This is a genomic window from Pantoea sp. SGAir0180 (assembly GCF_043546245.1).
On sequence record NZ_CP028071.1, the window covers coordinates 188,553 to 209,061 of the forward strand.

Here is a 20,509-nt window from a genome sequence, read left to right on the forward strand (position 1 = left end):
AATCTCATGGTGGCACGCTGTGCGGGCGAAAACTTCCGTCTTATCGGATGAGCATTCCCAAAAACTCAGATCAGATGCTGGCAACGAACAGATCTGAGTTTTTGGGATAAATTAACGTAAAAAGAAGAGTATCTGGTCTGAAAGAGCGCTTAGTATAGGGAATCCACTGCTGTTTTTGGCCGTCTCCGCGGGCACGCTGGGCGGGGTTCTGATAATTCAGGAGAGAATCATGACGACATTACAGCCCGTTGCCACGCTGCCGCCCGATCCGCATATGTGCAGCAGTGACGAAAAGCAAACCCGCAGCCCGCTGTCGCTCTATTCCGAATATCAACGTATGGATATCGAACTGCGTCGGCCGCTGGCGATGAGCAGCTGTCACTGGCATGGGCAGGTTGAGGTCAATGTGCCGTTCGACGGGGACGTGGAATATTTAATCAATAATGAAGTCGTACAGATTAAGCAGGGCTATATCACGCTGTTTTGGGCCTGTACACCGCACCAGCTTACCCGGCCCGGTAACTGCCAGAACATGGCTATCCTTAATCTGCCGATGCATCTGTTTCTGTCATGGCCGCTCGACCGGGAACTCATCAATCATGTCACACATGGCATGGTGATTAAGTCTGTGGCAAAACAGCAGCTCAGCGCCTTTGAAGTGCAGCGCTGGCAGCAGGAACTGAACAGCCCGGATGAACAGATTCGCCAGCTTGCTGTGGATGAAATTGGCCTGATGCTTAAACGCTTTAGTCTGTCAGGGTGGCAGCCTGTGCTGGTGAACAAAACGTCGCGGACACACAAAAACAGCGTGTCGCGCCATGCGCAGTTTTATGTCAGCCAGATGCTGAGCTATATTGCCGACAATTATGACCAGGCTCTGACAATCAATGACGTCGCAGAGCACGTCAAGCTTAATGCAAACTATGCCATGGGCATCTTTCAACGCGTCATGCAGCTTACGCTAAAACAGTACATTACCGCGATGCGCATTAACCATGTCCGGGCGCTGCTGAGCGATACCGATATTACCGTGCTGGATGTGGCGCTGACGGCCGGCTTCCGTTCCAGTAGTCGCTTTTACAGCACCTTTGCCAGGTATGTCGGCATGTCGCCACAACAGTACCGCAAGCTCAGTCAGCAACGGCGGCAGACCATGACGTTATAATTCTGTTTCCGGCCAGCAGCCTCCCAGGCAATTTTCTTGCATTACTCTCCACTCAGGCAGGAAAACGCATGTCAAAACACGCCGGGTGCGCGCGGAAAGTGGCAAAGGCTTGCTTCTGCTTTTGAACTTTGCATAATGCCCGTTTCCCTGAACAGGCTAACCAGCAGGCTTCAACATGATTAATGACGTCATCACCCCAGAATATGATGAAAATGGACGCCCGTTGCGTCGGATTCGTAGTTTTGTGCGCCGCCAGGGCCGCTTAACCAAAGGCCAGCAGCAGGCGCTGGACAACTACTGGCCGGAAATGGGTGTTGAATATCAGCCAGAGCCCATTGATTTGCCCGCGCTGTTTGGGCGCGATGCGCCTGTCACGCTGGAGATCGGCTTTGGTATGGGCGCGTCGCTGGTCACCATGGCGCAAAATAATCCGCATCAAAACTTCCTTGGCATCGAAGTGCATGCGCCCGGCGTGGGAGCCTGCCTGGCGTCGGCGAAAGAGGCCAATGTCAGCAATCTGCGGGTGATGTGTCATGATGCGGTGGAAGTGCTGGAGAAAATGATCCCGGATAATTCACTGCGCATGGTTCAGCTGTTCTTTCCCGATCCGTGGCATAAAGCCCGTCACAACAAACGCCGTATCGTGCAGGTGCCGTTTGCCGAGCTTGTGATGCGTAAACTGAAACTGGGCGGTGTGTTCCATATGGCGACCGACTGGGAAGCCTATGCCGGGCATATGCTTGAGGTGATGAGCAGCATCGCGGGTTATCGAAACCTGTCTGAAGACAATACGTATGTGCCGCGTCCTGAGACGCGTCCACTGACCAAATTTGAGCAGCGCGGGCAGCGTTTGGGCCATGGCGTTTGGGATTTAATGTTTGAGAGGGTGAAATAATGGCCACACAACGCAGCCGTCGTTTACGTAAAAAATTGCATATTGATGAGTTTCAGGAGCTGGGCTTTTCCGTAGCCTGGCGCTTCCCGGACGGCACCTCTGAAGAGGTTATCGACGATACGCTGAATCAGTTTATTAACGAAGCGATCGATCCCAATGGCCTGGCTTATGACGGTAGCGGCTATCTGGCCTGGGAAGGGCTAATCTGCCTGCAGCAAACCGGTAAATGTACCGAGGAACATCGCGAGCTGGTACGTAAATGGCTGGAAGATCGCCAGTTACTGGATGTAAAGGTGACCGAACTCTTTGACGTCTGGTGGGACTAAGTTACCAGCGATGTCGCTTTCACACCCAGACAGGGAGAACGTATGATTCGTAACGTGCTGGTCGCTGGCCTCTTGCTGGCGGCAACGCAGGCCCAGGCGGCCTGGGAATGCAGCGTTAAACCACAGGATGATGTGGTCATTAGCCCACAAAACGTGCAGGTTGTTGGCGCAAACGGCAATCTTGTTATTTCGCCGCAGGGCGATGTGCAGTTCAACGGGCAAAAAATCACGATGAACGCCGCCAGTCGTCAGCAGGCCATTAATTACCAAAATGCGTTACGTCGCGATCTGCCGTGGATCGATAACGGTGCCACCTCCCGTCTGGAGAAAGGTCGGCTGGCGCTGGATAAGATCATCACTGAGCAGGTAGGGGAATCAAGCCGCTTGCACAGCCGACTGGCCACGCTGAATGCCCAGTTAAAAACCCAGATGAACCGCATTATTGAACATCGCAGTGACGGACTGACCTTCCATCACCAGGCGATCGATCAGGTTCGTGCCGATGGGCAGCAACTGGTGAATCAGGCGATGGGCGGTATCCTGCAGGACAGCATTAATGAGATGGGGACGAAAGCCATGACCAACGGTGGCGGCAGCGGGCTGCAGGGGTTGATGGGTAACCTTGGTGGTCTGCAGAACGCCATTCAGAGCGAATGGAATAATCAGGAAACGGACTTCCAGCAGTTTGGTAAAGACGTCTGTAACCGGGTTATCTCGCTGGAAAAAGACCGTAAAACGCTGGTTAAATCATTTAACTAACCCGTTTTATGTCCTGCCCTGTCAAGAAGGGGCTGAATCATCAGCCCCGTTTAGGTCTCAGTCGCTGTTAGCTTCTTTGGTCACGGTCTTGTTACCGGCGACATAGTTATAGATCACCAGCAGCGCAAAGATGCCCGTAATAATCATGGTAATGGTGCCTTTATCGAGGAACCTCGCCATATTACCCAGCAGAATCCCTGTCACGCCAAAGTCCGTATCTGAGAATGTGGTATTCGTCAGACCAATCGCACCCAGCACAGGCAGTAACGCAACCGGCAGGAAGGTAATCAGAATACCGTGTGCAAAGGCGCCAATCATTGCACCCCGCTTGCCGCCCGTCGCATTGCCAAAGACGCCCGCCGTCGCCCCGCAGAAAAAGTGCGGCACCACGCCGGGCAAAATCAGCACCCAGTGCAACTGCCCAAGGATAAACAACCCGACGAGTCCACCGATAAAGCTGGAAATAAAGCCGACCAGAACGGCATTGGGCGCATAGGGAAACACGATAGGGCAGTCCAGAGCAGGACGCGCGCTGGGCACCAGCTTCTCTGAAAACCCCGTAAAGGCCGGTACAATCTCCGCCAGAATTAAGCGCACGCCCTGCAGGATAATAAAGACCCCGGCAGCAAAGGTAATGGCCTGCACAAACGAATACACCAGATAGTTTTGACCATGACTGAACTGACTTTCAACATACTCTCTGCCCGCCGAGACGGACAAAATAAAATAGATGATCATCATGGTCAGAGAGATGGAGATGGTACTGTCGCGCAAAAAGCTCAGGTTTTTGGGCATGTTCATCTCTTCGGTGGACTTTGAACCTTTGCCCACTATAGAGCCTATCCAGCCTGACAGGACATAACCCACCGTGCCGGTATGAGCCAGCGCAACCTGATCGTGACCGATAATTTTACGCATATAGGGCTGAGCCAGGGCCGGGAAAAAGGCCATCAGCATGCCCAGCGTCAGCGAACCGGTATAAATCAGTTGCACACCTTCAAAACCGGCAACGGACAGAATAATGGCAATCATACAGGCCATATAGAAGGTGACGTGGCCAGAGAGATAGATATATTTCAGGCGGGTAAAGCGGGCGACGGTAATGTTTGCCACCATGCCGAACGCCATAATCAGCGTGGTAGGCGCGCCGTATTTCGCCAGCGCGATGGATACCATCGCTTCGTTATTAGGAATAATGCCCTGAACGTTGAATGCGTGCTTAAAAATATCGCCGAGCGGCGTCAGCGAGCCCACCAGAACGGTGGCACCGCCTGCCAGCACTAAAAAGCCCAGAATCGTTTTTACCGTTCCCTTTATCACATCCGGCAACGGCTTGCGCTGCGCGATCAGGCCGAACATCGCGACTAACCCGACCAGAATCGAAGGGACTTTCAGCACATCGACAACTACCAGTAAAAGGTTTTGTATAAACATAATAACCTCAGCGGTAAGTGTTCTTATCAAAGGGGATAACGGTGTTATTTATTGAAGTAGTCGCGAATTTTCTGCTCAACTTCTTTCAGGTCGATGATGTTGTTGATGATAATGACTTTTTCCGGGGGCAGATTAGCGCTGTAGGCAATGTCTTTTGCCATCACGAATACATCTGCGACGTCCGGCGTCACCGAGCCGAGGTCGGCATGTTCGACCTCCGCCGTCATATCAATCGCTTTAAGCACTTTTTTGATGTTCATTTCCATCATGAAGCTGCTTCCCAGGCCTGAACCACACACTGCCATAATTTTCATAACTACCTCTTCTTATTTGAAATTGTTAACTGATAAGGTCGTCTGCCAGCAGAACCGTGCACAGTTCCTGCTGGCTTTGTGCGTGATAAACGCGTTGCATGATGTCCTCGTCTGTCAGCACTTCAGCCAGCTGCGAAATCATCTCGATATGGCTGTTGCTGTCAGGGGCCGAGAACATAAAAAGGATGTCGACAGGATCGTTTTCATCAGCATCAAAGTTGACAGGGGTTGCCAGTTTCACGACGGACAAGCCCAGTTTCTTCGCGCCCTGTTCAGGACGCGCATGTGGCATCGCGATTCGGGGGGCGATCACGAAGTAGGGGCCGGTCTCTTCTTTGAGCCGGACGATGGTGTCAATGTAATCCTGCGAAATAGCGCCTTCACGGCAGAGAGGATTACCGGTGACCTGAATCGCCTCTTTCCAGTCGGAAACGCGCTCAATGTATTGAATTTTTTCAGCATTCAGCCATTGGGTAAGATTTGCCATACGGTGTCCTGGATAAAAAAGTTGGGCCAGCAGGCAGGCTGCTTGTCATTGCAAGATGTACAGTCAGCTTTTTGCCTTTTTCAGGCGGTCAACCTGTTTGTTTTTCCTGATTCTCTTCCACACACGTCAGGGTAGATAAAAAGTCAAAACCAGTTATTTGATTAGTAATGACTTTTATTGCTAAAGCAGGCGTCAGTTCTGACAATTGCCTGTTGCACAAATTTATTTATACGTATAGACATGTTTAACGTGTCTAGTCATCTTGATGATGCACCTAGACCTGTACAGATACAATATGCAAGAATCAATTCCGGCTGGACAGGCGACACTGGAGTGCAAAATCGTTAGCTGGATCACACTGGTTCCTGTCTCACTCATACGCAGTGACGGAAATCAGGCATACAGGCGATGCGGCGGCGCACCGCAGGCACGGGCTTACTATTCGGGAACAGCGTGATGTTCGATGGCATAACAGAGAAACAAAAAGAGGTTGTCGACTATATTCTGACCAAGATCATGCAGGACGGACTGCTGCCGGGCGACAAGCTGGATACCGAAATTGCGATAGCAAAGAACATCGGTATCACCCGGGCGACGGTACGGGAAGCAACCCGTATTCTGATTGAGCAGCAGCGTATTTATCGCGTGAAGGGGTCGGGACTGTTTGTCGGTTCTATCGGCAAGAGCAATCACGCCGGCCGGTTCCATGCGCTTTCGCCCTTTGATTATCAGGCTCATAAAAAAGGCCATAAAGCGGTCAGGAAGGTGCTCACTGCCAGCATCATCAAGGTGCCCGGACCGGAGATGGCGCAGGCGTTACGTATCAGAAACAGCGATCAGATATACAAAATTCTTCGACTGATGTGCTTTGACGATATTCCCGTGGCGCTGGAATATATCCACCTGCCTGTCAGCCTGTTCAGCAGCATGGAGTTTGGCCGGCTGGAAATCTCGAAATACTCTTACATTGAACAAATCACCGGCAAAAAGATTCAGCGCCGCGACCAGCAGCTTAATGCGATTAACGTGACCGACAGTGAGCAGCTCAGACTGCTGAATTTTAGTGCGAATGAGGCGGCGTTGGAGATTAATGAGACGGTTTATCTGGATGATGGCATGCCCTGCGAGGTGAACATTGCCATCATCAATACCCGGTTGTTGCAACTGAGACAGAATACTGAGCGCGGATAAGGATTCGGCCTCCTTCATACAGCCGCAGTTTGCACGCCGAACCCGAAGCGCGTTACTCGTCGGCCAGGAACAGTTCCAGTAGCGAGTTCAGAAACAGTTTGCCCTTCTCGGTAATTTGCCAGATGTCCGCTGTTTCAGTGATGTAACCTGCGGCAATAGCCTGATCGAGCTGTGGACGAATCAGCGCTTCATTCAGCCCGGTATAGCGGCTGAAGTCCGCGCGTGGCGCAGGCTCCAGCAACCGGAAACGGTTCATAAAGAACTCGAACGGCTTGTCACTGTCTGCTACCTCGTACTGTTTATCGAGATAGTTGCCCTTCATAAAACCCCGCGGATGGCGCACTTTGACCGTGCGAACAATACGGCCATCGGGTTGGGTCAGCTTGCCATGGGCACCACAGCCAATCCCAAGATAATCGCCAAAACGCCAGTAATTCAGGTTGTGCTCACAGCGGTATCCCGGTTTGGCATAGGCCGATGTTTCATATTGCTCATAACCGGCAGCGGTCAGCAGCTGATGTCCCTGCTCAAAGATGTCCCACAACGCATCGTCGTCGGGCAATTTAGGCGGACGTGAGCCAAACAACGTATTCGGTTCGATGGTCAGCTGATACCAGGACAAATGCGGAGGATTAAGCGCGATCGCCTGACGCAAATCGTCCAGCGCTTCCGTCAGTGACTGGTCGGGCAAACCGTGCATCAGATCGAGGTTAAAGCTGCGCAGGTTCAGGCCCTGCGCCAGCGCCGCGGCGCGCTTCGCTTCCTCGGGACCATGGATGCGACCGAGACGTTCCAGCTTCTGCGGGCTAAAGCTTTGTACCCCAATGGAGATGCGGTTAATCCCGGCGCGCTGATAGGCGCTGAAACGGTCGGCTTCGACCGTGCCTGGATTCGCCTCCATCGTAATCTCCGCCCCTTCTGCCAGCGTCAGGCGCGCGCGTACGCCATCCATCAGCATCTGCATCGCGCTACTGCTTAACAGGCTTGGCGTTCCGCCACCGATAAATATCGTGCGCACGTCACGTCCGTGAATCAGCGGCAGATCGTTTTCAAGATCGCGCAGCAGGTGCTGCACATACTCAATGTGCGGCACCTCATCTTTTAACGCGTGAGAATTAAAATCGCAGTAAGGGCATTTCTGGACGCACCAGGGAATATGGATATATAAACTCAGCGGGGGTAAATCAGGCATTACGCATCGCTTCCAGTAACAGCGTCAATGCTTTACCTCGATGAGAGACTTTTCCTTTCTCTGCTTTTGTCAGCTCGGCGGCGGTTTTACCCAATGCCGGAATGTAGAACACCGGGTCGTAGCCGAAGCCGCCTTCACCGGCTGGGGTGCGGGTGATTTCGCCGTCCCAGGCGCCGTGAAACACCAGCGGCGTGGGATCGGCAGCGTGACGTAAATACACCAGCACGCAGTGGAACTGGGCCTGACGCTGTCCGTCCGGGGTGCTTTCCAGCGCCTGAAGCAGCTTTTCCAGGTTCTGTTGGTCACTGGCGTCGTCACCGGCATAGCGGGCCGAATAAATGCCCGGTGCGCCGCCCAGCGCGTTGACGGCCAGCCCGGAGTCATCTGCGATAGCGGGCAGCCCGGTCACCTGCGCGGCATGGCGCGCTTTCAGGATGGCGTTTTCAATAAAGGTCAGGCCGGTCTCCTCGGCGGATTCAACGCCGAGGTCGGTTTGCGCCACGATATCCAGACCAAAGGCGGAGAGCAGATCCGCCAGTTCACGGACTTTGCCGGGATTACCGGTGGCAAGAACAACTTTTTGCATAACAGTTCCAGTTTGGTTCATTTACAGCAAATACCAGAGACCCGGGAACAGGTCCATGCCGAGGAAATTCAGGGCATACAGCACCAGAATGACGATCATGGCGGAGAAGTCGATGCCGCCCATCGCGGGCAGAATGCGGCGAATCGGCGCCATTAACGGCTCGGTCAGCTGAATCAGCACATAGTCCATCGGACCGCGGCCCTGGCTGATCCAGCTCATCAGGGAACGGATAATAATGACCCAGAACACCAGATAACCGGCGGATTTCAGTAGCGACAGCAGGCCGACCAGCAAGTTAGCGGGATCGACAGAGAACACGCCGACCTGAATCAGCAGCAGAAGCGGATATTTCAGCGTAGTGAGCACAAACGCCAGCAGCAGAGAAGCCGTATCAATCGGACCCAACGCAGGCAGAATGCGACGCAACGGTTTCACAATCGGCTGAGTGATCTTCACGACAAACTGGGCAAGCGGATTATAAAAATCGCAACGTGACCACTGCATCCAGATGCGCAGCAACAGCACCATGACGTAGAGATCGATTAGCGTTTTTACCAAAAACGTCATTGTTAACATGAAGTTCCTCAATTATTGTTGTGAAGGCTGTGTGTAATCACGTGCGCCAAATATTGCGGTGCCAATGCGCACCAGGGTGCTGCCTGCGGCAATCGCCGCCTCCATATCATCACTCATTCCCATCGACAGCGTATCAACATCACTATAGTGCTGTTTTAACTGGTGAAATGCATCAGCCATTTGCTGGCATACCGCCAGCTGTTTCTGATAATCCTGTTCGGGTGCCGGAATCGCCATCAGCCCGCGCAAACGCAAACGCGGCATCGCGGCAATAGCCTGCGCCAGTTCGTCGACGGCCTCCAGCATGATGCCAGATTTGCTGTTTTCGTCACTGATATTTACCTGAATCAGCACATTGAGCGGTGCCAGATGTTCAGGCCGCTGATCGTTAAGCCGCTGTGCAATCTTCAGACGATCAAGGGTGTGGCACCAGGCAAAGTGTTCTGCCACCAGTCGGCTTTTATTGGACTGCAGCGGGCCAATGAAGTGCCATATCAGATTGGGATGTGAGGTCAGCGCCTGAACCTTTTCAACCCCTTCCTGAACGTAATTTTCCCCGAACGCGAGCTGACCCGCCGCCGCCGCTTCTTCGACTGCGCTCGCAGGTTTCGTTTTGCTCACTGCAAGTAGCGTAATTTCTTCGGGAGCCCGGCCGCAACGCGTTGCAGCAGCGGCGATTCGCTGGCGGACTTGCTGTAGGTTGTGCTGGATTGAAGTCATAGTCGGGAGAACACAATGAATCTGGATGAAATCGTGGCGCTTAGTGTAAAGCATAACGCTGCCGATCTGCACCTTTGTAGCGGACATTTGCCGTACTGGCGGCGTCAGGGCAGGCTGGAGCCGCTGCCCGATCGGTCTGCGCTGTCACCTGACTGGATGGCGCAGTTTACGTCGGTGTGGCTGGACAGCGAACAGCAGCAGCAACTTAAGCGGGAAGGGCAACTGGATTTCGCGTTGACCCTGGCGGCGGGACAGCGCCTGCGCGCCAACCTGTTTATGCAGCGTAACGGGCTGTCTCTGGCGCTACGCACCATCGCCAGCGAATGCCCGACGCTGACCGATCTGCGCGTACCGGAAGGGGTGCAGGCGTTACTAAAGAAACGGGACGGACTGATATTAATCACCGGGGCGACGGGCAGCGGTAAGTCGACCACCCTCGCGGCAATGGTGGATGCGATTAACCGGCAGCAGGCCCGCCATATCCTGACCCTGGAGGACCCGATTGAGTTTATCCATCGCAGTCAGCAATCCCTGATTCAACAGCGTGAAGTCGGTGTGCATTGCCGGAGTTTCAGCCAGGGCCTGAAAGCCGCACTCAGGGAAGATCCTGACGTTATTATGCTGGGGGAACTGCGCGACAGCGATACCATTCGTCAGGCGCTCACGGCCGCAGAAACCGGCCATCTGGTGCTGGCCACGCTGCACACGCGCGGTGCGGTGCAGGCGGTAGACAGGCTGGTGGATGTGTTTCCTGCGGAAGAAAAAAATCTGGTGCGCACTCAACTGGCAAGCAGCCTCAACGCAGTGATCGCGCAGCAACTGGTGCCAGCCTGTGATGAGAAGAGGACCGGGCTGTTTGAAGTATTGATGGCGACCAGTGCCGTGGTCAATCTGATTCGGGAAGGCAAAATGCATCAGATTCCGGCGCTTCTGCAAACCGGCGCTCGGGCCGGGATGCAGACGTTCGAACAGAGCCGCGCAGCCCGTCAGGCTGAAGGGGTCATTCGCTAGTGAGTGTCGAACCAGTCCTGCAGGATAATGGCCGCTGACTGTGAATCGACCGACCCTTTGTTCAGCGCACGGTAACCGCCACGCTCAAACAGGCCCGCACGAGCTTCAACGGTACTGAGGCGTTCGTCCTGCAGCTCCACGCGAATGCCGAAACGCCCGTGTAAGCGGTTGGCAAACTTGCGCGCACGCGCGGTCAGTGGCTGTTCGCTGCCGTCCATATTAAGCGGCAATCCCACCACCACAAAATCAGGCTGCCACTCTTTCAGCAACTTTTCGATTTGCAGCCAGTCAGGCGTACCGTCCTGTGCTTTGAGGGCACTTAACGGACGGGCGCTGCCCGTCAGCTGCTGCCCGACGGCAACGCCAATGCTTTTGGTGCCGAAGTCGAAGCCTAACAAGGTTTGATGTGTCATCAGGCGTGACCTGCATCGCTGGCCATATTGTGAATATCCACCCCGATGCTTCGTGCCGCTTCGCGCCAGCGCTCAGCGATGGGCGTCTGAAACAGAATATTGCTGTTTGCGGGGGTGGTCAGCCAGGCGTTTTCCATCAGCTCATTTTCAAGCTGATCTTTTTCCCAGGCACAATAGCCCAGCGCCACCAGAACATGATCGGGCTGATCGGCGGTACCTATGGCTTCCAGGACATCGCGTGATGTCGTGATCACCGTGTTGTCTGAGACACGGATGCTGGAGGTAAACGTGCGCTGGGCAGAGTGCAGGATAAATCCGCGATCTTCTGCCAGCGGGCCGCCGCTGAATACCGGCTTATCCAGGTTGATTGCCGGATCGCGGTTTTCCTCGGCAATCTTGAGCTTTTTCAAAATGCCTTCAACCGTCAGGTTTTCCATAGGCTTGTTAATAATCAGCCCCATTGCCCCTTCTTCGTTGTGCTCGCAAATGTAGACCACAGAACGTTTGAAAAAGGGATCCTGCAACGCTGGCATGGCAATCAAAAAGTGATGCTGTAAATTCATTCTCACATGCTTTACCAAAGATAACCGGTGCGTAAAGTCAGCACCGGTGTTGGGTTGATCACGGAGCATGGTCCCAGCGTTATGCTGAGCCCAGACGCTTCTCAATGGCATCCATCAGCATACCGGTGATGGACACAGGGAAAGCGGCCTCGATTTCACGAATGCATGTTGGGCTGGTCACGTTAACTTCTGTCAGTCTATCACCAATAATATCGAGTCCGACAAAAATCAAGCCTTTGGCTTTAAGCGTGGGTCCGACTTTGCGGGCGATCGCCCAGTCACTTTCGCTCAGCGGGCGCGCTTCACCGCGTCCACCGGCGGCCAGGTTACCACGGGTTTCACCGCCTTGAGGGATACGCGCCAGGCAATAGGGAACGGGTTCGCCATCGACGACCAGTACGCGTTTGTCGCCCTCTTTGATCGCTGGCAGATAATTTTGCGCCATGCAGTAGCGGCTTTCATGCTCTGTCAGCGTTTCGGCGATTACGCCAAAGTTTGGGTCATCCTGCTTCACGCGAAAGATGGATGCGCCACCCATGCCGTCCAGCGGCTTCATAATCACATCGCCATGCTCCTGCCAGAATGCACGGAGTTGCTGCTTCGAACGGGTCACCAGCGTATCCGGCGTAAATTCGGCAAACCAGGCGGTATAGAGTTTTTCATTGCAGTCGCGCAGGCTTTGCGGCTTGTTAACGATCAGCGTGCCCTGTTCTTCGGCACGTTCCAGAATGTAGGTGCAGTAGATGAATTCGGTATCGAACGGTGGGTCTTTGCGCATCAGGACGACATCAAGATCGGCCAGTTTGATCTGCTGTTCGCTGCCAAACTGGTACCAGCTCGCGGCATTCTGTTCCACGCTGAGCAGGCGCGTGCGGGCAAAGGCCACGCCGCCGCGCAGGGAGAGATCGTTCATCTCCATATAGTGAATTTCGTAGCCCCGGCGCTGGGCTTCCAGCAGCATTGCAAAGCTGGAGTCTTTCTTAATGTTGATGGATGCGATCGGGTCCATCACGATGCCAAGCTTAATCATTATTCTCTCCTGAAGGAGGCGGCACTAACCGTCTCGTTCCGTTCGGGCAAAAGGGGCTGATCTTTCAGGCTGGCGGTGAGGCTGCATGACCTGAACGTGCTAAAAGTATCGCTTAACCCAGGTCGCCAAACCTCACCTGAAGTGCCGTAATGGCCGTCAGCGCGGTGGTTTCGGTGCGTAAAACGCGTGGGCCAAGCAAAATATCCGTAAATCCATGCTGTGCCGTCATGGCAATTTCTTCAGCGGACAGCCCACCTTCCGGGCCAATCAGCAACCTGACGCGCTCGACCGGTTGGGGCAAGGTGTTAATACTGTGGCTGGCACGCGGATGCAGATTCAGTTTTAACCCACTTTCCGCTTCACTGCACCAGGCTTCCAGCGTCATCGCCGGACGGATTTCCGGTACCCGGTTACGGCCACACTGTTCACAGGCGGCAATCGCAATCTTTTGCCATTGCTGAATTTTTTTCGCCAGACGTTCGGCGTCCAGTTTGACACCACAGCGCTCAGAAAACAGCGGCGTGATGACATTAACGCCCAGTTCGATTGATTTCTGGATGGTAAATTCCATTTTTTCGCCACGCGACATCACCTGGCCGAGATGGAGATAAAGGGGCGATTCACGATCGTCAGTCTGACTCGTTGTGATGGATACTTTTACACGTTTTTTATCAACTTGCGTGATTTCTGCCGCGAAAGTCAGATTACTGCCATCAAACAGTTCCAGATGCTGTCCGCTGGTCATGCGTAATACGCGACCAACATGGTTAGAGGCATCGTCATCCAGTGTAATCTCACTGCCAACATGCAGCGGCTGTGAGTGAAAAATGCGAGGTATGCGCATAAAGTACCTGAGAGCAAAACGCCGCGCGATCCACGCGGCGAGGCCGTAAAGACAGTTAGTTTAGGGCAGGGATTTTAACGCTTGCAAGCTTCGAGCACATAAGGATTGTGATTCCCCTGTACCCGTGCGATACGTTGGTCTCGCTCGCATTCCCACTGGCTGACCGGATAAAGCTTGTTCCAGGCCGTAAATAGCTGGGTTTGCTGGCGCGACAAGCGCAGATGATATTGATCGCGCATATAGAAGTAGGTGCGCGCGATGGCACCGCGGGCCCGTTCTGGTGGCTCTGCCTGTTTGTTTTTAAAATCAATGTGCATGCTGCACTGACCATATTGCTTCTCTGTCCCGTTCCACTGGCTGTAAGCAAAGTTACCCCGGTCGCCGTTTACTTCCCCTATTGCCGGTTGCAGATTGTGCAGATCGGTCTCCATATGGCGATAGTCGGCATCTTTACTGCAGTTTTTGCGTCCACCATTCTGCCAGCACTGACGTTGATGACCGAACTCCCAGGCAGGCATCACGTGCTCCCACTCGATGCGCGCAGCACGGTTGGCATTTTTACGCGGTTGATAACCGCAGCTGCTCAGATCAGGTTCGCCCTTTTTACCGTGCCAGGTCATTTTGCAGCCGCAATAAAAGCTGCCCGGTGCATCGGCATTAATCTCGGCCGCATAAGCTTTTGCCTGCTGAAAATTATTCTGATGGTAATTATTCAGGTTAAGCGCGGTGGCATGAAAGGAGGCCAGCAGCAGCGCGGCGGTCATGATTATTTTGCGAGACATATTCCAGTTATCACCTTGATCCTAAAAAGGGCGGCAGGGTACCAGAATGCGGGGGCAGGCGGAATGAGAATCCGGTCAGGATGGAAGGAAAAGGCCGGCTTTTAATACGTTGCCGCAATGGACACAGCGGTATTCGCTTTCGCCGCGAATCACGCGATTATGACGCCGTACGGTAAGGTGGTGCTGCTGGCACAGACAGCGGTAGGCAAAGGTGCGACTACGGACGGACGCGACTTCAAAACGGTGGGTACGCTGGGCCGGAACACCGAGGACGGTTTCCATCATCCACTTCCACTCTTTCCCGTGCGGTGCCACGCGACCAAAGGTCTTCCACACCAGCAAATGGGCCAGTTCGTGAGGGACGACTTCGTCAATAAACGCCTGTTGGTTCTCCAGCAGCAGCACAGGATTGAGGCGAATCTCCCATTTTTCCAGCCAGGCGGTACCGGCGGCGGTGCCCCGTTGCTGATAAACCAGCGTGGGCTCAGGGTAGGTGCGTTCAAGCGTGCGATTAGCGCGCTCAAGAGCATCACGCAGGGCGCGCATAACGGCTTGTTGCAGGGCAATCGGAAGACGAGGTGTTTTCATGGCGCTCAGCATAAGCGCCGCAGAGGCGGAACTCAATATGAATGCGCGGGGCAAAGATGGCGATGCCCGTCTGTCATGACGGACATCGCCACGGCTTAATGGAACTGCGCGACGGTTTTTGCCAGTTGGCGGGCCTGATCCTCAAGTGAACTGGAGGCCGCCGACATCTGCTGAACCAGTGCCGCATTTTGCTGAGTCGTGCCGTCCATTTCATTAACGGCAAGGGTGACCTGAGCGATACCGCGCGCCTGTTCATCGGATGCGGCAACAATTTCACCGATGATGCGCTGCACGGATGAAACGGCATTTGTCATTTCATGCATGGTTTTGCCCGCATCATTGACCAGCACAACGCCATTCTCGACGCGCAGCGCTGACTCTTCAATCAGGGCGGCGATGTCCTTTACGGCACTGGTGGTGCGCTGCGCCAGGTTACGCACTTCTGAGGCCACCACGGCAAATCCGCGTCCCTGTTCCCCTGCACGTGCCGCTTCAACGGCGGCGTTAAGCGCCAGAATATTGGTCTGGAAAGCAATACTGTTAATCAGCGTGGTGATATCACCAATTTTCTGCGAGCTTTCATCGATCTTCGCCATGGTTGTCACGACCTGATCCACCAGCGTTTCGCCACGGTTAGCGATACGGGTGGCATTTTCCGTCAGGCCTGTCGCCTGTTGTGCGTTGTCAGCGTTCATACGAATGGCCGCGCTAATCTGTTCCATGCTGGCCGCAGTTTCCTCCAGGGCGGCAGCCTGCTCCTCAGTTCGGGAGGACAGGTTCAGGTTGGCGCTGGCGATTTCGCCCGCGCCCTGCTGGACAGAGAGGCTGGCATCTTTGATTTGGCCGACCATCGTCCGAAGCTGTGACTGCATGGTACTCAACGCGTAGAACAGACTACGGCTATCGTCGGGCGCAACGCCAATGCTGTTGTTTAACCGCCCCTCAGCCACAGCCAGCGCGATACGCGCAGCCTCTGCCGGTTCACCACCCAGCGGGCGCATCACTTTGCGACTGAACAGCAGCCCCAGTACGGCACCCACCGACAGGATGCTGATGATCATCAGCCCGATTGCCCAGTACAGCTGGCGGTCAGCGGCCGCCATCACCTGACTGACGGGCGCCACGATCCCGACATACCAGGGTTTATCACTCTTCCCAACGCGCACGGGATACCACGTATACATGGCCTGTTCTTTGAGCATCGGATCGTATTGCTCCGTCACGTTGGTACTGGTGCTGTTTACGTTCCCCGGCCATTTCTTGCCCGCTTCACTTGTATCGGGGGAGGAAATCACGTTACCGCTGTTCGAAATCAGCAGCGCGTAACCGGTGCCTTGCCAGGGTTTGATCTGGTTGATTTTTTTCTGGATAGACGACAGCAGAATATCCGAGCTGATGACCAGTTTTAGCTTATCGTTCACCATGACAGGCGTGGCGACTGAGGTTAACCACTCGGGTTTTGCACCATCATAGGCGAAGCTGTAGGGTTCAATCAGCGTGTCTTTAAGCGTTTCTTTCGGCAGCAGATAGTAATTGCCCGCACCGGGTTGTAAAAAATCCAGCGCCGGATTCATTTTAAAATGCCCGTCTTTATCCCGATCAATATACCAGGCATAGCGCCCCTCGGGTGGCATTCCCTGCTGGCCGGCGAAAGCACTGTCACGACCGTCGAAGGCGTTGGGTTCGAACACCACGGTCATCGATACAAAGTCAGGATTTTTCTGCAGGGCATATTCCATGAGCTTATGGGCAACGTTGCGATCGGTCACGCCGGCCGCAGGCAGCGCGGCAAGGCTTTGCCCCAGGTTTTGTGCCGCGTCCAGGGCATGCGTCAGTTCCTGTTGAATTTGTCCGGCATGGCTGGCAGCAATTTGTTGCAGGTAGTCAGCGGCCAGAGATTTTTGCGCTTTTGAAGACTGCCAGCTGAGCAATCCGATGGTCGCTGCAAAGCCCACGACAATCGTCATTCCCCCTGCCAGCAGCATCTGAGCCCGGGTGCTCATTGTCTTTTTTACGCTGGGGTTGTTCATTGGATTTCCTGATGAAAATAAAGTCTGAAAACGGGTTTTTATAAGGGAAACGTCAGGTCATTTATCGGCGTATATTTTTTCGACTTTAACGAAAGAAAAGCGAAGCGGGGCGGCGCAAGCCAGGCGTGGCAGGGTTTGAGCGTGAATACGCTGAGCTGTTGGCGTGGGTAAAGGGTTAAAAAAAGCCAGTCAGTTTACACTGACTGGCTTTCACGGACGCGGGCGCGAAGGAATTTACTGGCCGATATCGCGCAGTTTTTTACCCGCCATCAGGTTACGTTCAATATGTTCCAGCGACACGTTTTTGGTCTCCGGAATGAGCATAACGGTGAGCACAATAAAGAACACGTTCAGCAGCGCGTAAACCCAGAAGGTCGGTGCATTACCCAGCGTGTTCAGCATGGTCAGGAAGGTTGCGCCAACGATCATATTGGCAATCCAGTTGGTGGTGGTTGAAACCGTGATACCAAAATCACGCCCTTTAAGCGGCTGAATTTCGGAACACAGTACCCAAATCAACGGACCGGCTGACATGGCGAAGCCCACGATAAACATCAGCAGCATACCAATGGCGAAGTACTGCGCGCCTGGTGTATGGATGCCCATGTGCAGCATAGTGCCCAGGATGCCCATACCGGCAGCCATGACCAGGAAGCCCAGAATCAGTGTAGGCTTACGGCCCCAGCGATCCACCAGGCCAATGGCGATGAAGGTGGCCAGTACGTTAACCAGACCGACAATAACCGTTCCCCACATCTGCTGAGTCGTATTCGCAAAACCGGCGATCTCAAAGATTTTCGGCGCGTAATACATGATGACGTTCATCCCGGTGAACTGCTGCATCACCTGAAGCAGAATGCCGAGGAAGACCGCGCGGCGGAAGTTGGCGTTATTGGTAAACAGACCCCAGCCAGACTGCTTCACTTTCAGGCTTTCGCGGATCTCATCCAGTTCGCGTTTTGCCTGTTCACTGGTGTCACGCAGACGATCCAGAACACGCTGTGCGTCGCGGAAGTTGCCTTTCGCCGCCAGCCAGCGCGGGCTGTTCGGCAGGAAGAACACACCAATCAGCAGCAGAATGGCAGGGATCGTGATCACGCCCAGCATCCAGCGCCAGTTTCCGGTAAAGCTAAATGCGGTATCGGAGAGATACGCACCCAGAATACCGATGGTAATCATCAGCTGGTACAGCGAGATCATGCTGCCGCGGATTTTCTCTGGGGCGATTTCAGAAAGGTAAAGTGGCGCGGTATACGAGGCGACACCCACTGCGAGACCTAACAGGACGCGCGCGCAGATCAACATTTCCGGATTAGGTGCCATCGCTGACCAGAGTGATCCAATGACAAACAGAATCGCACCGGCCATCAGGCTTTTTTTACGGCCCAGACGTGATGACATCCAGCCGCTGCCGATAGCACCAATGGCTGCACCAAACATCATGGAGCTGACAATCCACTCCTGTTGGTGGGCAGTAACATTAAAGTCCTTAGCGATAAAGGGCAGGGCACCTGCGATAACGCCGATATCCAGCCCAAAGAGCAGGCCTGCGAGCGCTGCCAGAAAGCAGACAAATAAGGTCATTGCCTTATTTGAGGTTCTGCTTTTATGTGAGTTGCCAGGCATGGTTGCCTCCAAATTATCCATCATTGTTGTTATCGATGTTAAAAAACCTTATCTGGGTTAAAAGTGAGCCCGATCACATTGATGTAATCGCTTACACATGCTGAAACCCTGAAATCCAGCATTTACAACCCAGAAAGGTCAAGTAACCAGTGAGGTATAGTACCCTCGAAGTTTCTGACAATGTCCTGATTAACGCCTATCAGATGACGCTGAAAATAACGCATTTTTAAAAGAATAACTACGGCGATAAATTCCTAAATAGCCGATATTTAAAGCGTTTCAAATTGTAATCGTTAACACAAGGGCAGGGTACAAACTGAAAGAAAGTGTAGTTGAGTTAAAAAAATGTGCCGCAGGAAAAAAGCGGAGGACGAATGCGGGATAAAGCTCATAAAAAAGCCCCGCCATCGGGCAGGGCTTTCAGGTGCACTTACTCACCGATGCTTACAGACCAGCGGCCTCGCGCAGCTGTGCCGCTTTGTCGGTTTTTTCCCATGGGAAATGTTCGCGACCAAAGTGACCGTAAGCAGCCGTTTCTTTATAGATTGGGTGCAGCAGATCCAGCATCTGAATCAGACCGTATGGACGCAGGTCAAAGAATTCACGGACCAGCAGCGTCAGCTGTTCAGTAGAGACTTTCTCGGTACCAAAGGTTTCCACCATGATAGATGTCGGCTCTGCCACGCCGATGGCGTAGGAAACCTGAATCTCACACCGATCGGCCAGGCCAGCCGCCACGATATTTTTGGCAACATAGCGCGCAGCGTACGCCGCGGAGCGGTCAACTTTTGAGGGATCTTTACCTGAGAATGCGCCGCCACCGTGACGCGCCATCCCGCCGTAGGTATCGACAATGATTTTACGACCGGTCAGGCCACAGTCACCCATTGGACCGCCGATAACAAAACGGCCGGTTGGGTTGATGTGGTATTTGGTGGACGCGTTCAGCCACTCAGAAGGCAGTACCGGCTTGATGATTTCTTCCATCACCGCTTCCTGCAGATCGTTCTGGCTGATGGCTTCGCTGTGCTGAGTCGAGAGCACGACCGCGTCGATGCCTACAATCTTGCCATTGTCATACTGGAAAGTGACCTGGCTTTTCGCATCCGGGCGCAGCCATGGCAGCGTGCCATTTTTGCGGACTTCAGCCTGACGCTGGACCAGACGATGCGCATAGGTTACCGGGGCGGGCATCAGCACGTCGGTTTCGTTGGTCGCGTAGCCGAACATCAGGCCCTGATCGCCTGCACCCTGTTCCAGCGGATCGCTGCGGTCAACGCCCTGGTTGATGTCCTGAGATTGTTTACCGATGGCGCTTAACACAGCGCAGGAATTGGCATCAAAGCCCATATCGGAATGAACATAGCCGATTTCACGTACGGTATTACGGGTGATTTCTTCGATATCAACCCAGGCGCTGGTCGTGATTTCGCCGCCGACCAGAACCATACCGGTCTTCACGTACGTTTCGCAGGCCACGCGCGCTTTAGGATCCTGCTCCAGGATCGCATCAAGCACCGCATCGGAAATCTGGTCAGCGATTTTATCAGGATGTCCTTCTGATACGGACTCGGATGTAAAAAGATGTTTAGCCATTATGTTCTTTACCTTACCAATGGTTTGAGTTCGACTGCGTAGCGCAAGTGAGTGTTAGCTGACTTAACGCCCCTTAAGGCAAAGCCGAGAGCAGTCAGGTAGTGTCAGCACGCCAGGCCAACACCGCCTGGATATTAACCTGTTTAGATGGAAAACCATCTGGACGTCTATTTTAGGTTACGAGATGAGCGAATTACCAGCCCTTTTTTCTGATGCACTGCCGGCCTGGTGCTGAGTAGTGAATAATGCTGCGGGCAGGGCCAGCATTAAGCGAATAATCTCTTTGCATTTTTCAGGCGCAAATTGTATAAAACGCCGCTGCGTTTGCAGCAGAAAAAGGATGACGCGCTATCGCGTCGCGCCCGTCAGACCACTGTCTGG

Annotated in this window: 22 protein-coding genes; 6 read left to right on the plus strand and 16 right to left on the minus strand. The window is 53.8% G+C overall.

Annotation, left to right across the window (positions count from 1 at the left end; genetic code table 11):
- Positions 1-229 precede the first annotated feature (229 nt).
- The 4 genes from melR to C1N58_RS00975 all read left to right on the plus strand — a co-directional run bounded on the left by melR (position 230) and on the right by C1N58_RS00975 (position 3,145).
- The gene (gene melR / locus C1N58_RS00960) at positions 230-1,165 is read left to right on the plus strand and encodes a transcriptional regulator MelR (protein WP_006120865.1); all 936 of its coding nucleotides are present in this window, start codon (positions 230-232) and stop codon (positions 1,163-1,165) included.
- Between the two features lie 175 nt (positions 1,166-1,340).
- A complete protein-coding gene (gene trmB / locus C1N58_RS00965; protein WP_033739664.1) occupies positions 1,341-2,060 on the plus strand; it encodes a tRNA (guanosine(46)-N7)-methyltransferase TrmB in 720 nt (239 codons plus the stop codon).
- A complete protein-coding gene (locus C1N58_RS00970; protein ID WP_058702224.1) occupies positions 2,060-2,386 on the plus strand; it encodes a YggL family protein in 327 nt (108 codons plus the stop codon). Before trmB ends, C1N58_RS00970 begins: the two co-directional genes overlap by 1 nt.
- A gap of 42 nt (positions 2,387-2,428) precedes the next feature.
- Positions 2,429-3,145: a YggN family protein gene (locus tag C1N58_RS00975; protein ID WP_006120862.1), complete on the plus strand. Its 717-nt coding sequence runs from the start codon at positions 2,429-2,431 to the stop codon at positions 3,143-3,145.
- A 57-nt stretch (positions 3,146-3,202) separates the two neighbouring features.
- On the opposite strand, the gene C1N58_RS00980 is transcribed toward C1N58_RS00975, so the two are convergent.
- Genes C1N58_RS00980 through C1N58_RS00990 form a run of 3 tightly spaced genes read right to left on the minus strand, consistent with a single transcriptional unit; the run spans position 3,203 to position 5,380 of the window.
- Positions 3,203-4,579 carry a PTS ascorbate transporter subunit IIC gene (locus tag C1N58_RS00980; RefSeq protein WP_033739662.1) on the minus strand — a complete coding sequence of 459 codons (1,377 nt, stop codon included), beginning with the start codon at positions 4,577-4,579 and terminating at the stop codon, positions 3,203-3,205.
- Between the two features lie 44 nt (positions 4,580-4,623).
- Entirely contained in the window at positions 4,624-4,893 is a 270-nt protein-coding gene (locus tag C1N58_RS00985; protein WP_006120860.1) for a PTS sugar transporter subunit IIB, read from the minus strand.
- 25 nt (positions 4,894-4,918) lie between these two features.
- Complete coding sequence (locus C1N58_RS00990; protein WP_054633250.1) at positions 4,919-5,380, minus strand: PTS sugar transporter subunit IIA; 462 nt, start codon at positions 5,378-5,380, stop codon at positions 4,919-4,921.
- Positions 5,381-5,836: 456 nt separating this feature from the next.
- On the opposite strand from C1N58_RS00990, the gene C1N58_RS00995 reads away from it, so the two are divergent.
- Positions 5,837-6,571 (plus strand): GntR family transcriptional regulator, encoded by a 735-nt coding sequence (locus C1N58_RS00995; protein WP_039339294.1) that lies wholly within the window; start codon positions 5,837-5,839, stop codon positions 6,569-6,571.
- 52 nt (positions 6,572-6,623) lie between these two features.
- Here the strand turns inward: C1N58_RS00995 and hemW are convergent, their stop codons facing one another.
- Genes hemW through C1N58_RS01015 form a run of 4 tightly spaced genes read right to left on the minus strand, consistent with a single transcriptional unit; the run spans position 6,624 to position 9,645 of the window.
- Positions 6,624-7,763, minus strand: a complete 1,140-nt coding sequence (gene hemW / locus C1N58_RS01000) for a radical SAM family heme chaperone HemW (protein ID WP_033739660.1) — start codon at positions 7,761-7,763, stop codon at positions 6,624-6,626.
- A complete protein-coding gene (locus C1N58_RS01005) occupies positions 7,756-8,349 on the minus strand; it encodes an XTP/dITP diphosphatase (RefSeq protein ID WP_006120856.1) in 594 nt (197 codons plus the stop codon). Before C1N58_RS01005 ends, hemW begins: the two co-directional genes overlap by 8 nt.
- A gap of 21 nt (positions 8,350-8,370) precedes the next feature.
- Positions 8,371-8,925 (minus strand): YggT family protein, encoded by a 555-nt coding sequence (locus C1N58_RS01010; RefSeq protein ID WP_006120855.1) that lies wholly within the window; start codon positions 8,923-8,925, stop codon positions 8,371-8,373.
- Between the two features lie 12 nt (positions 8,926-8,937).
- Entirely contained in the window at positions 8,938-9,645 is a 708-nt protein-coding gene (locus C1N58_RS01015; protein WP_039339277.1) for a YggS family pyridoxal phosphate-dependent enzyme, read from the minus strand.
- A 15-nt stretch (positions 9,646-9,660) separates the two neighbouring features.
- On the opposite strand from C1N58_RS01015, the gene C1N58_RS01020 reads away from it, so the two are divergent.
- A complete protein-coding gene (locus C1N58_RS01020) occupies positions 9,661-10,656 on the plus strand; it encodes a type IV pilus twitching motility protein PilT (RefSeq protein WP_054633201.1) in 996 nt (331 codons plus the stop codon).
- Here C1N58_RS01020 and ruvX read toward each other — a convergent pair.
- From ruvX to metK, 9 genes are all read right to left on the minus strand, one after another.
- Entirely contained in the window at positions 10,653-11,069 is a 417-nt protein-coding gene (gene ruvX, locus C1N58_RS01025) for a Holliday junction resolvase RuvX (RefSeq protein ID WP_006120852.1), read from the minus strand. The genes C1N58_RS01020 and ruvX overlap by 4 nt on opposite strands.
- The gene (locus tag C1N58_RS01030; RefSeq protein WP_033739653.1) at positions 11,069-11,632 is read right to left on the minus strand and encodes a YqgE/AlgH family protein; all 564 of its coding nucleotides are present in this window, start codon (positions 11,630-11,632) and stop codon (positions 11,069-11,071) included. Before C1N58_RS01030 ends, ruvX begins: the two co-directional genes overlap by 1 nt.
- A gap of 79 nt (positions 11,633-11,711) precedes the next feature.
- Complete coding sequence (gshB, locus tag C1N58_RS01035; protein WP_033739652.1) at positions 11,712-12,662, minus strand: glutathione synthase; 951 nt, start codon at positions 12,660-12,662, stop codon at positions 11,712-11,714.
- 112 nt (positions 12,663-12,774) lie between these two features.
- Entirely contained in the window at positions 12,775-13,506 is a 732-nt protein-coding gene (rsmE, locus tag C1N58_RS01040) for a 16S rRNA (uracil(1498)-N(3))-methyltransferase (RefSeq protein ID WP_006120849.1), read from the minus strand.
- Between the two features lie 74 nt (positions 13,507-13,580).
- Positions 13,581-14,288: a deoxyribonuclease I gene (endA, locus tag C1N58_RS01045; RefSeq protein ID WP_039339282.1), complete on the minus strand. Its 708-nt coding sequence runs from the start codon at positions 14,286-14,288 to the stop codon at positions 13,581-13,583.
- Between the two features lie 75 nt (positions 14,289-14,363).
- Positions 14,364-14,876, minus strand: coding sequence for a SprT family zinc-dependent metalloprotease (locus tag C1N58_RS01050; RefSeq protein ID WP_155489635.1), 513 nt, complete (start codon positions 14,874-14,876; stop codon positions 14,364-14,366).
- A gap of 95 nt (positions 14,877-14,971) precedes the next feature.
- On the minus strand, positions 14,972-16,906 hold the full coding sequence (locus tag C1N58_RS01055; RefSeq protein ID WP_394564505.1) for a methyl-accepting chemotaxis protein: 1,935 nt from the start codon (positions 16,904-16,906) through the stop codon (positions 14,972-14,974).
- Between the two features lie 234 nt (positions 16,907-17,140).
- Positions 17,141-18,532, minus strand: a complete 1,392-nt coding sequence (locus tag C1N58_RS01060; protein ID WP_006120845.1) for a sugar porter family MFS transporter — start codon at positions 18,530-18,532, stop codon at positions 17,141-17,143.
- Positions 18,533-18,976: 444 nt separating this feature from the next.
- Entirely contained in the window at positions 18,977-20,128 is a 1,152-nt protein-coding gene (metK, locus tag C1N58_RS01065; RefSeq protein WP_006120844.1) for a methionine adenosyltransferase, read from the minus strand.
- Positions 20,129-20,509: the final 381 nt, after the last annotated feature.

Bases quoted from the DNA above. Each gene is read 5' to 3' on its own strand.
- C1N58_RS01030 (WP_033739653.1), bottom strand. From the start codon at position 11,632: ATGAATTTACAGCATCACTTTTTGATTGCCATGCCAGCGTTGCAGGAT.
- C1N58_RS00970 (WP_058702224.1), top strand. From the start codon at position 2,060: ATGGCCACACAACGCAGCCGTCGTTTACGTAAAAAATTGCATATTGAT.
- C1N58_RS01060 (WP_006120845.1), bottom strand. From the start codon at position 18,532: ATGCCTGGCAACTCACATAAAAGCAGAACCTCAAATAAGGCAATGACC.
- C1N58_RS00990 (WP_054633250.1), bottom strand. From the start codon at position 5,380: ATGGCAAATCTTACCCAATGGCTGAATGCTGAAAAAATTCAATACATT.
- endA (WP_039339282.1), bottom strand. From the start codon at position 14,288: ATGTCTCGCAAAATAATCATGACCGCCGCGCTGCTGCTGGCCTCCTTT.
- C1N58_RS01010 (WP_006120855.1), bottom strand. From the start codon at position 8,925: ATGTTAACAATGACGTTTTTGGTAAAAACGCTAATCGATCTCTACGTC.
- C1N58_RS00980 (WP_033739662.1), bottom strand. From the start codon at position 4,579: ATGTTTATACAAAACCTTTTACTGGTAGTTGTCGATGTGCTGAAAGTC.
- C1N58_RS01005 (WP_006120856.1), bottom strand. From the start codon at position 8,349: ATGCAAAAAGTTGTTCTTGCCACCGGTAATCCCGGCAAAGTCCGTGAA.
- C1N58_RS01015 (WP_039339277.1), bottom strand. From the start codon at position 9,645: ATGACTTCAATCCAGCACAACCTACAGCAAGTCCGCCAGCGAATCGCC.
- metK (WP_006120844.1), bottom strand. From the start codon at position 20,128: ATGGCTAAACATCTTTTTACATCCGAGTCCGTATCAGAAGGACATCCT.
- C1N58_RS00985 (WP_006120860.1), bottom strand. From the start codon at position 4,893: ATGAAAATTATGGCAGTGTGTGGTTCAGGCCTGGGAAGCAGCTTCATG.
- melR (WP_006120865.1), top strand. From the start codon at position 230: ATGACGACATTACAGCCCGTTGCCACGCTGCCGCCCGATCCGCATATG.
- rsmE (WP_006120849.1), bottom strand. From the start codon at position 13,506: ATGCGCATACCTCGCATTTTTCACTCACAGCCGCTGCATGTTGGCAGT.
- hemW (WP_033739660.1), bottom strand. From the start codon at position 7,763: ATGCCTGATTTACCCCCGCTGAGTTTATATATCCATATTCCCTGGTGC.
- C1N58_RS01055 (WP_394564505.1), bottom strand. From the start codon at position 16,906: ATGAACAACCCCAGCGTAAAAAAGACAATGAGCACCCGGGCTCAGATG.
- C1N58_RS00995 (WP_039339294.1), top strand. From the start codon at position 5,837: ATGTTCGATGGCATAACAGAGAAACAAAAAGAGGTTGTCGACTATATT.
- C1N58_RS01050 (WP_155489635.1), bottom strand. From the start codon at position 14,876: ATGAAAACACCTCGTCTTCCGATTGCCCTGCAACAAGCCGTTATGCGC.
- ruvX (WP_006120852.1), bottom strand. From the start codon at position 11,069: ATGACACATCAAACCTTGTTAGGCTTCGACTTCGGCACCAAAAGCATT.
- gshB (WP_033739652.1), bottom strand. From the start codon at position 12,662: ATGATTAAGCTTGGCATCGTGATGGACCCGATCGCATCCATCAACATT.
- C1N58_RS01020 (WP_054633201.1), top strand. From the start codon at position 9,661: ATGAATCTGGATGAAATCGTGGCGCTTAGTGTAAAGCATAACGCTGCC.
- C1N58_RS00975 (WP_006120862.1), top strand. From the start codon at position 2,429: ATGATTCGTAACGTGCTGGTCGCTGGCCTCTTGCTGGCGGCAACGCAG.
- trmB (WP_033739664.1), top strand. From the start codon at position 1,341: ATGATTAATGACGTCATCACCCCAGAATATGATGAAAATGGACGCCCG.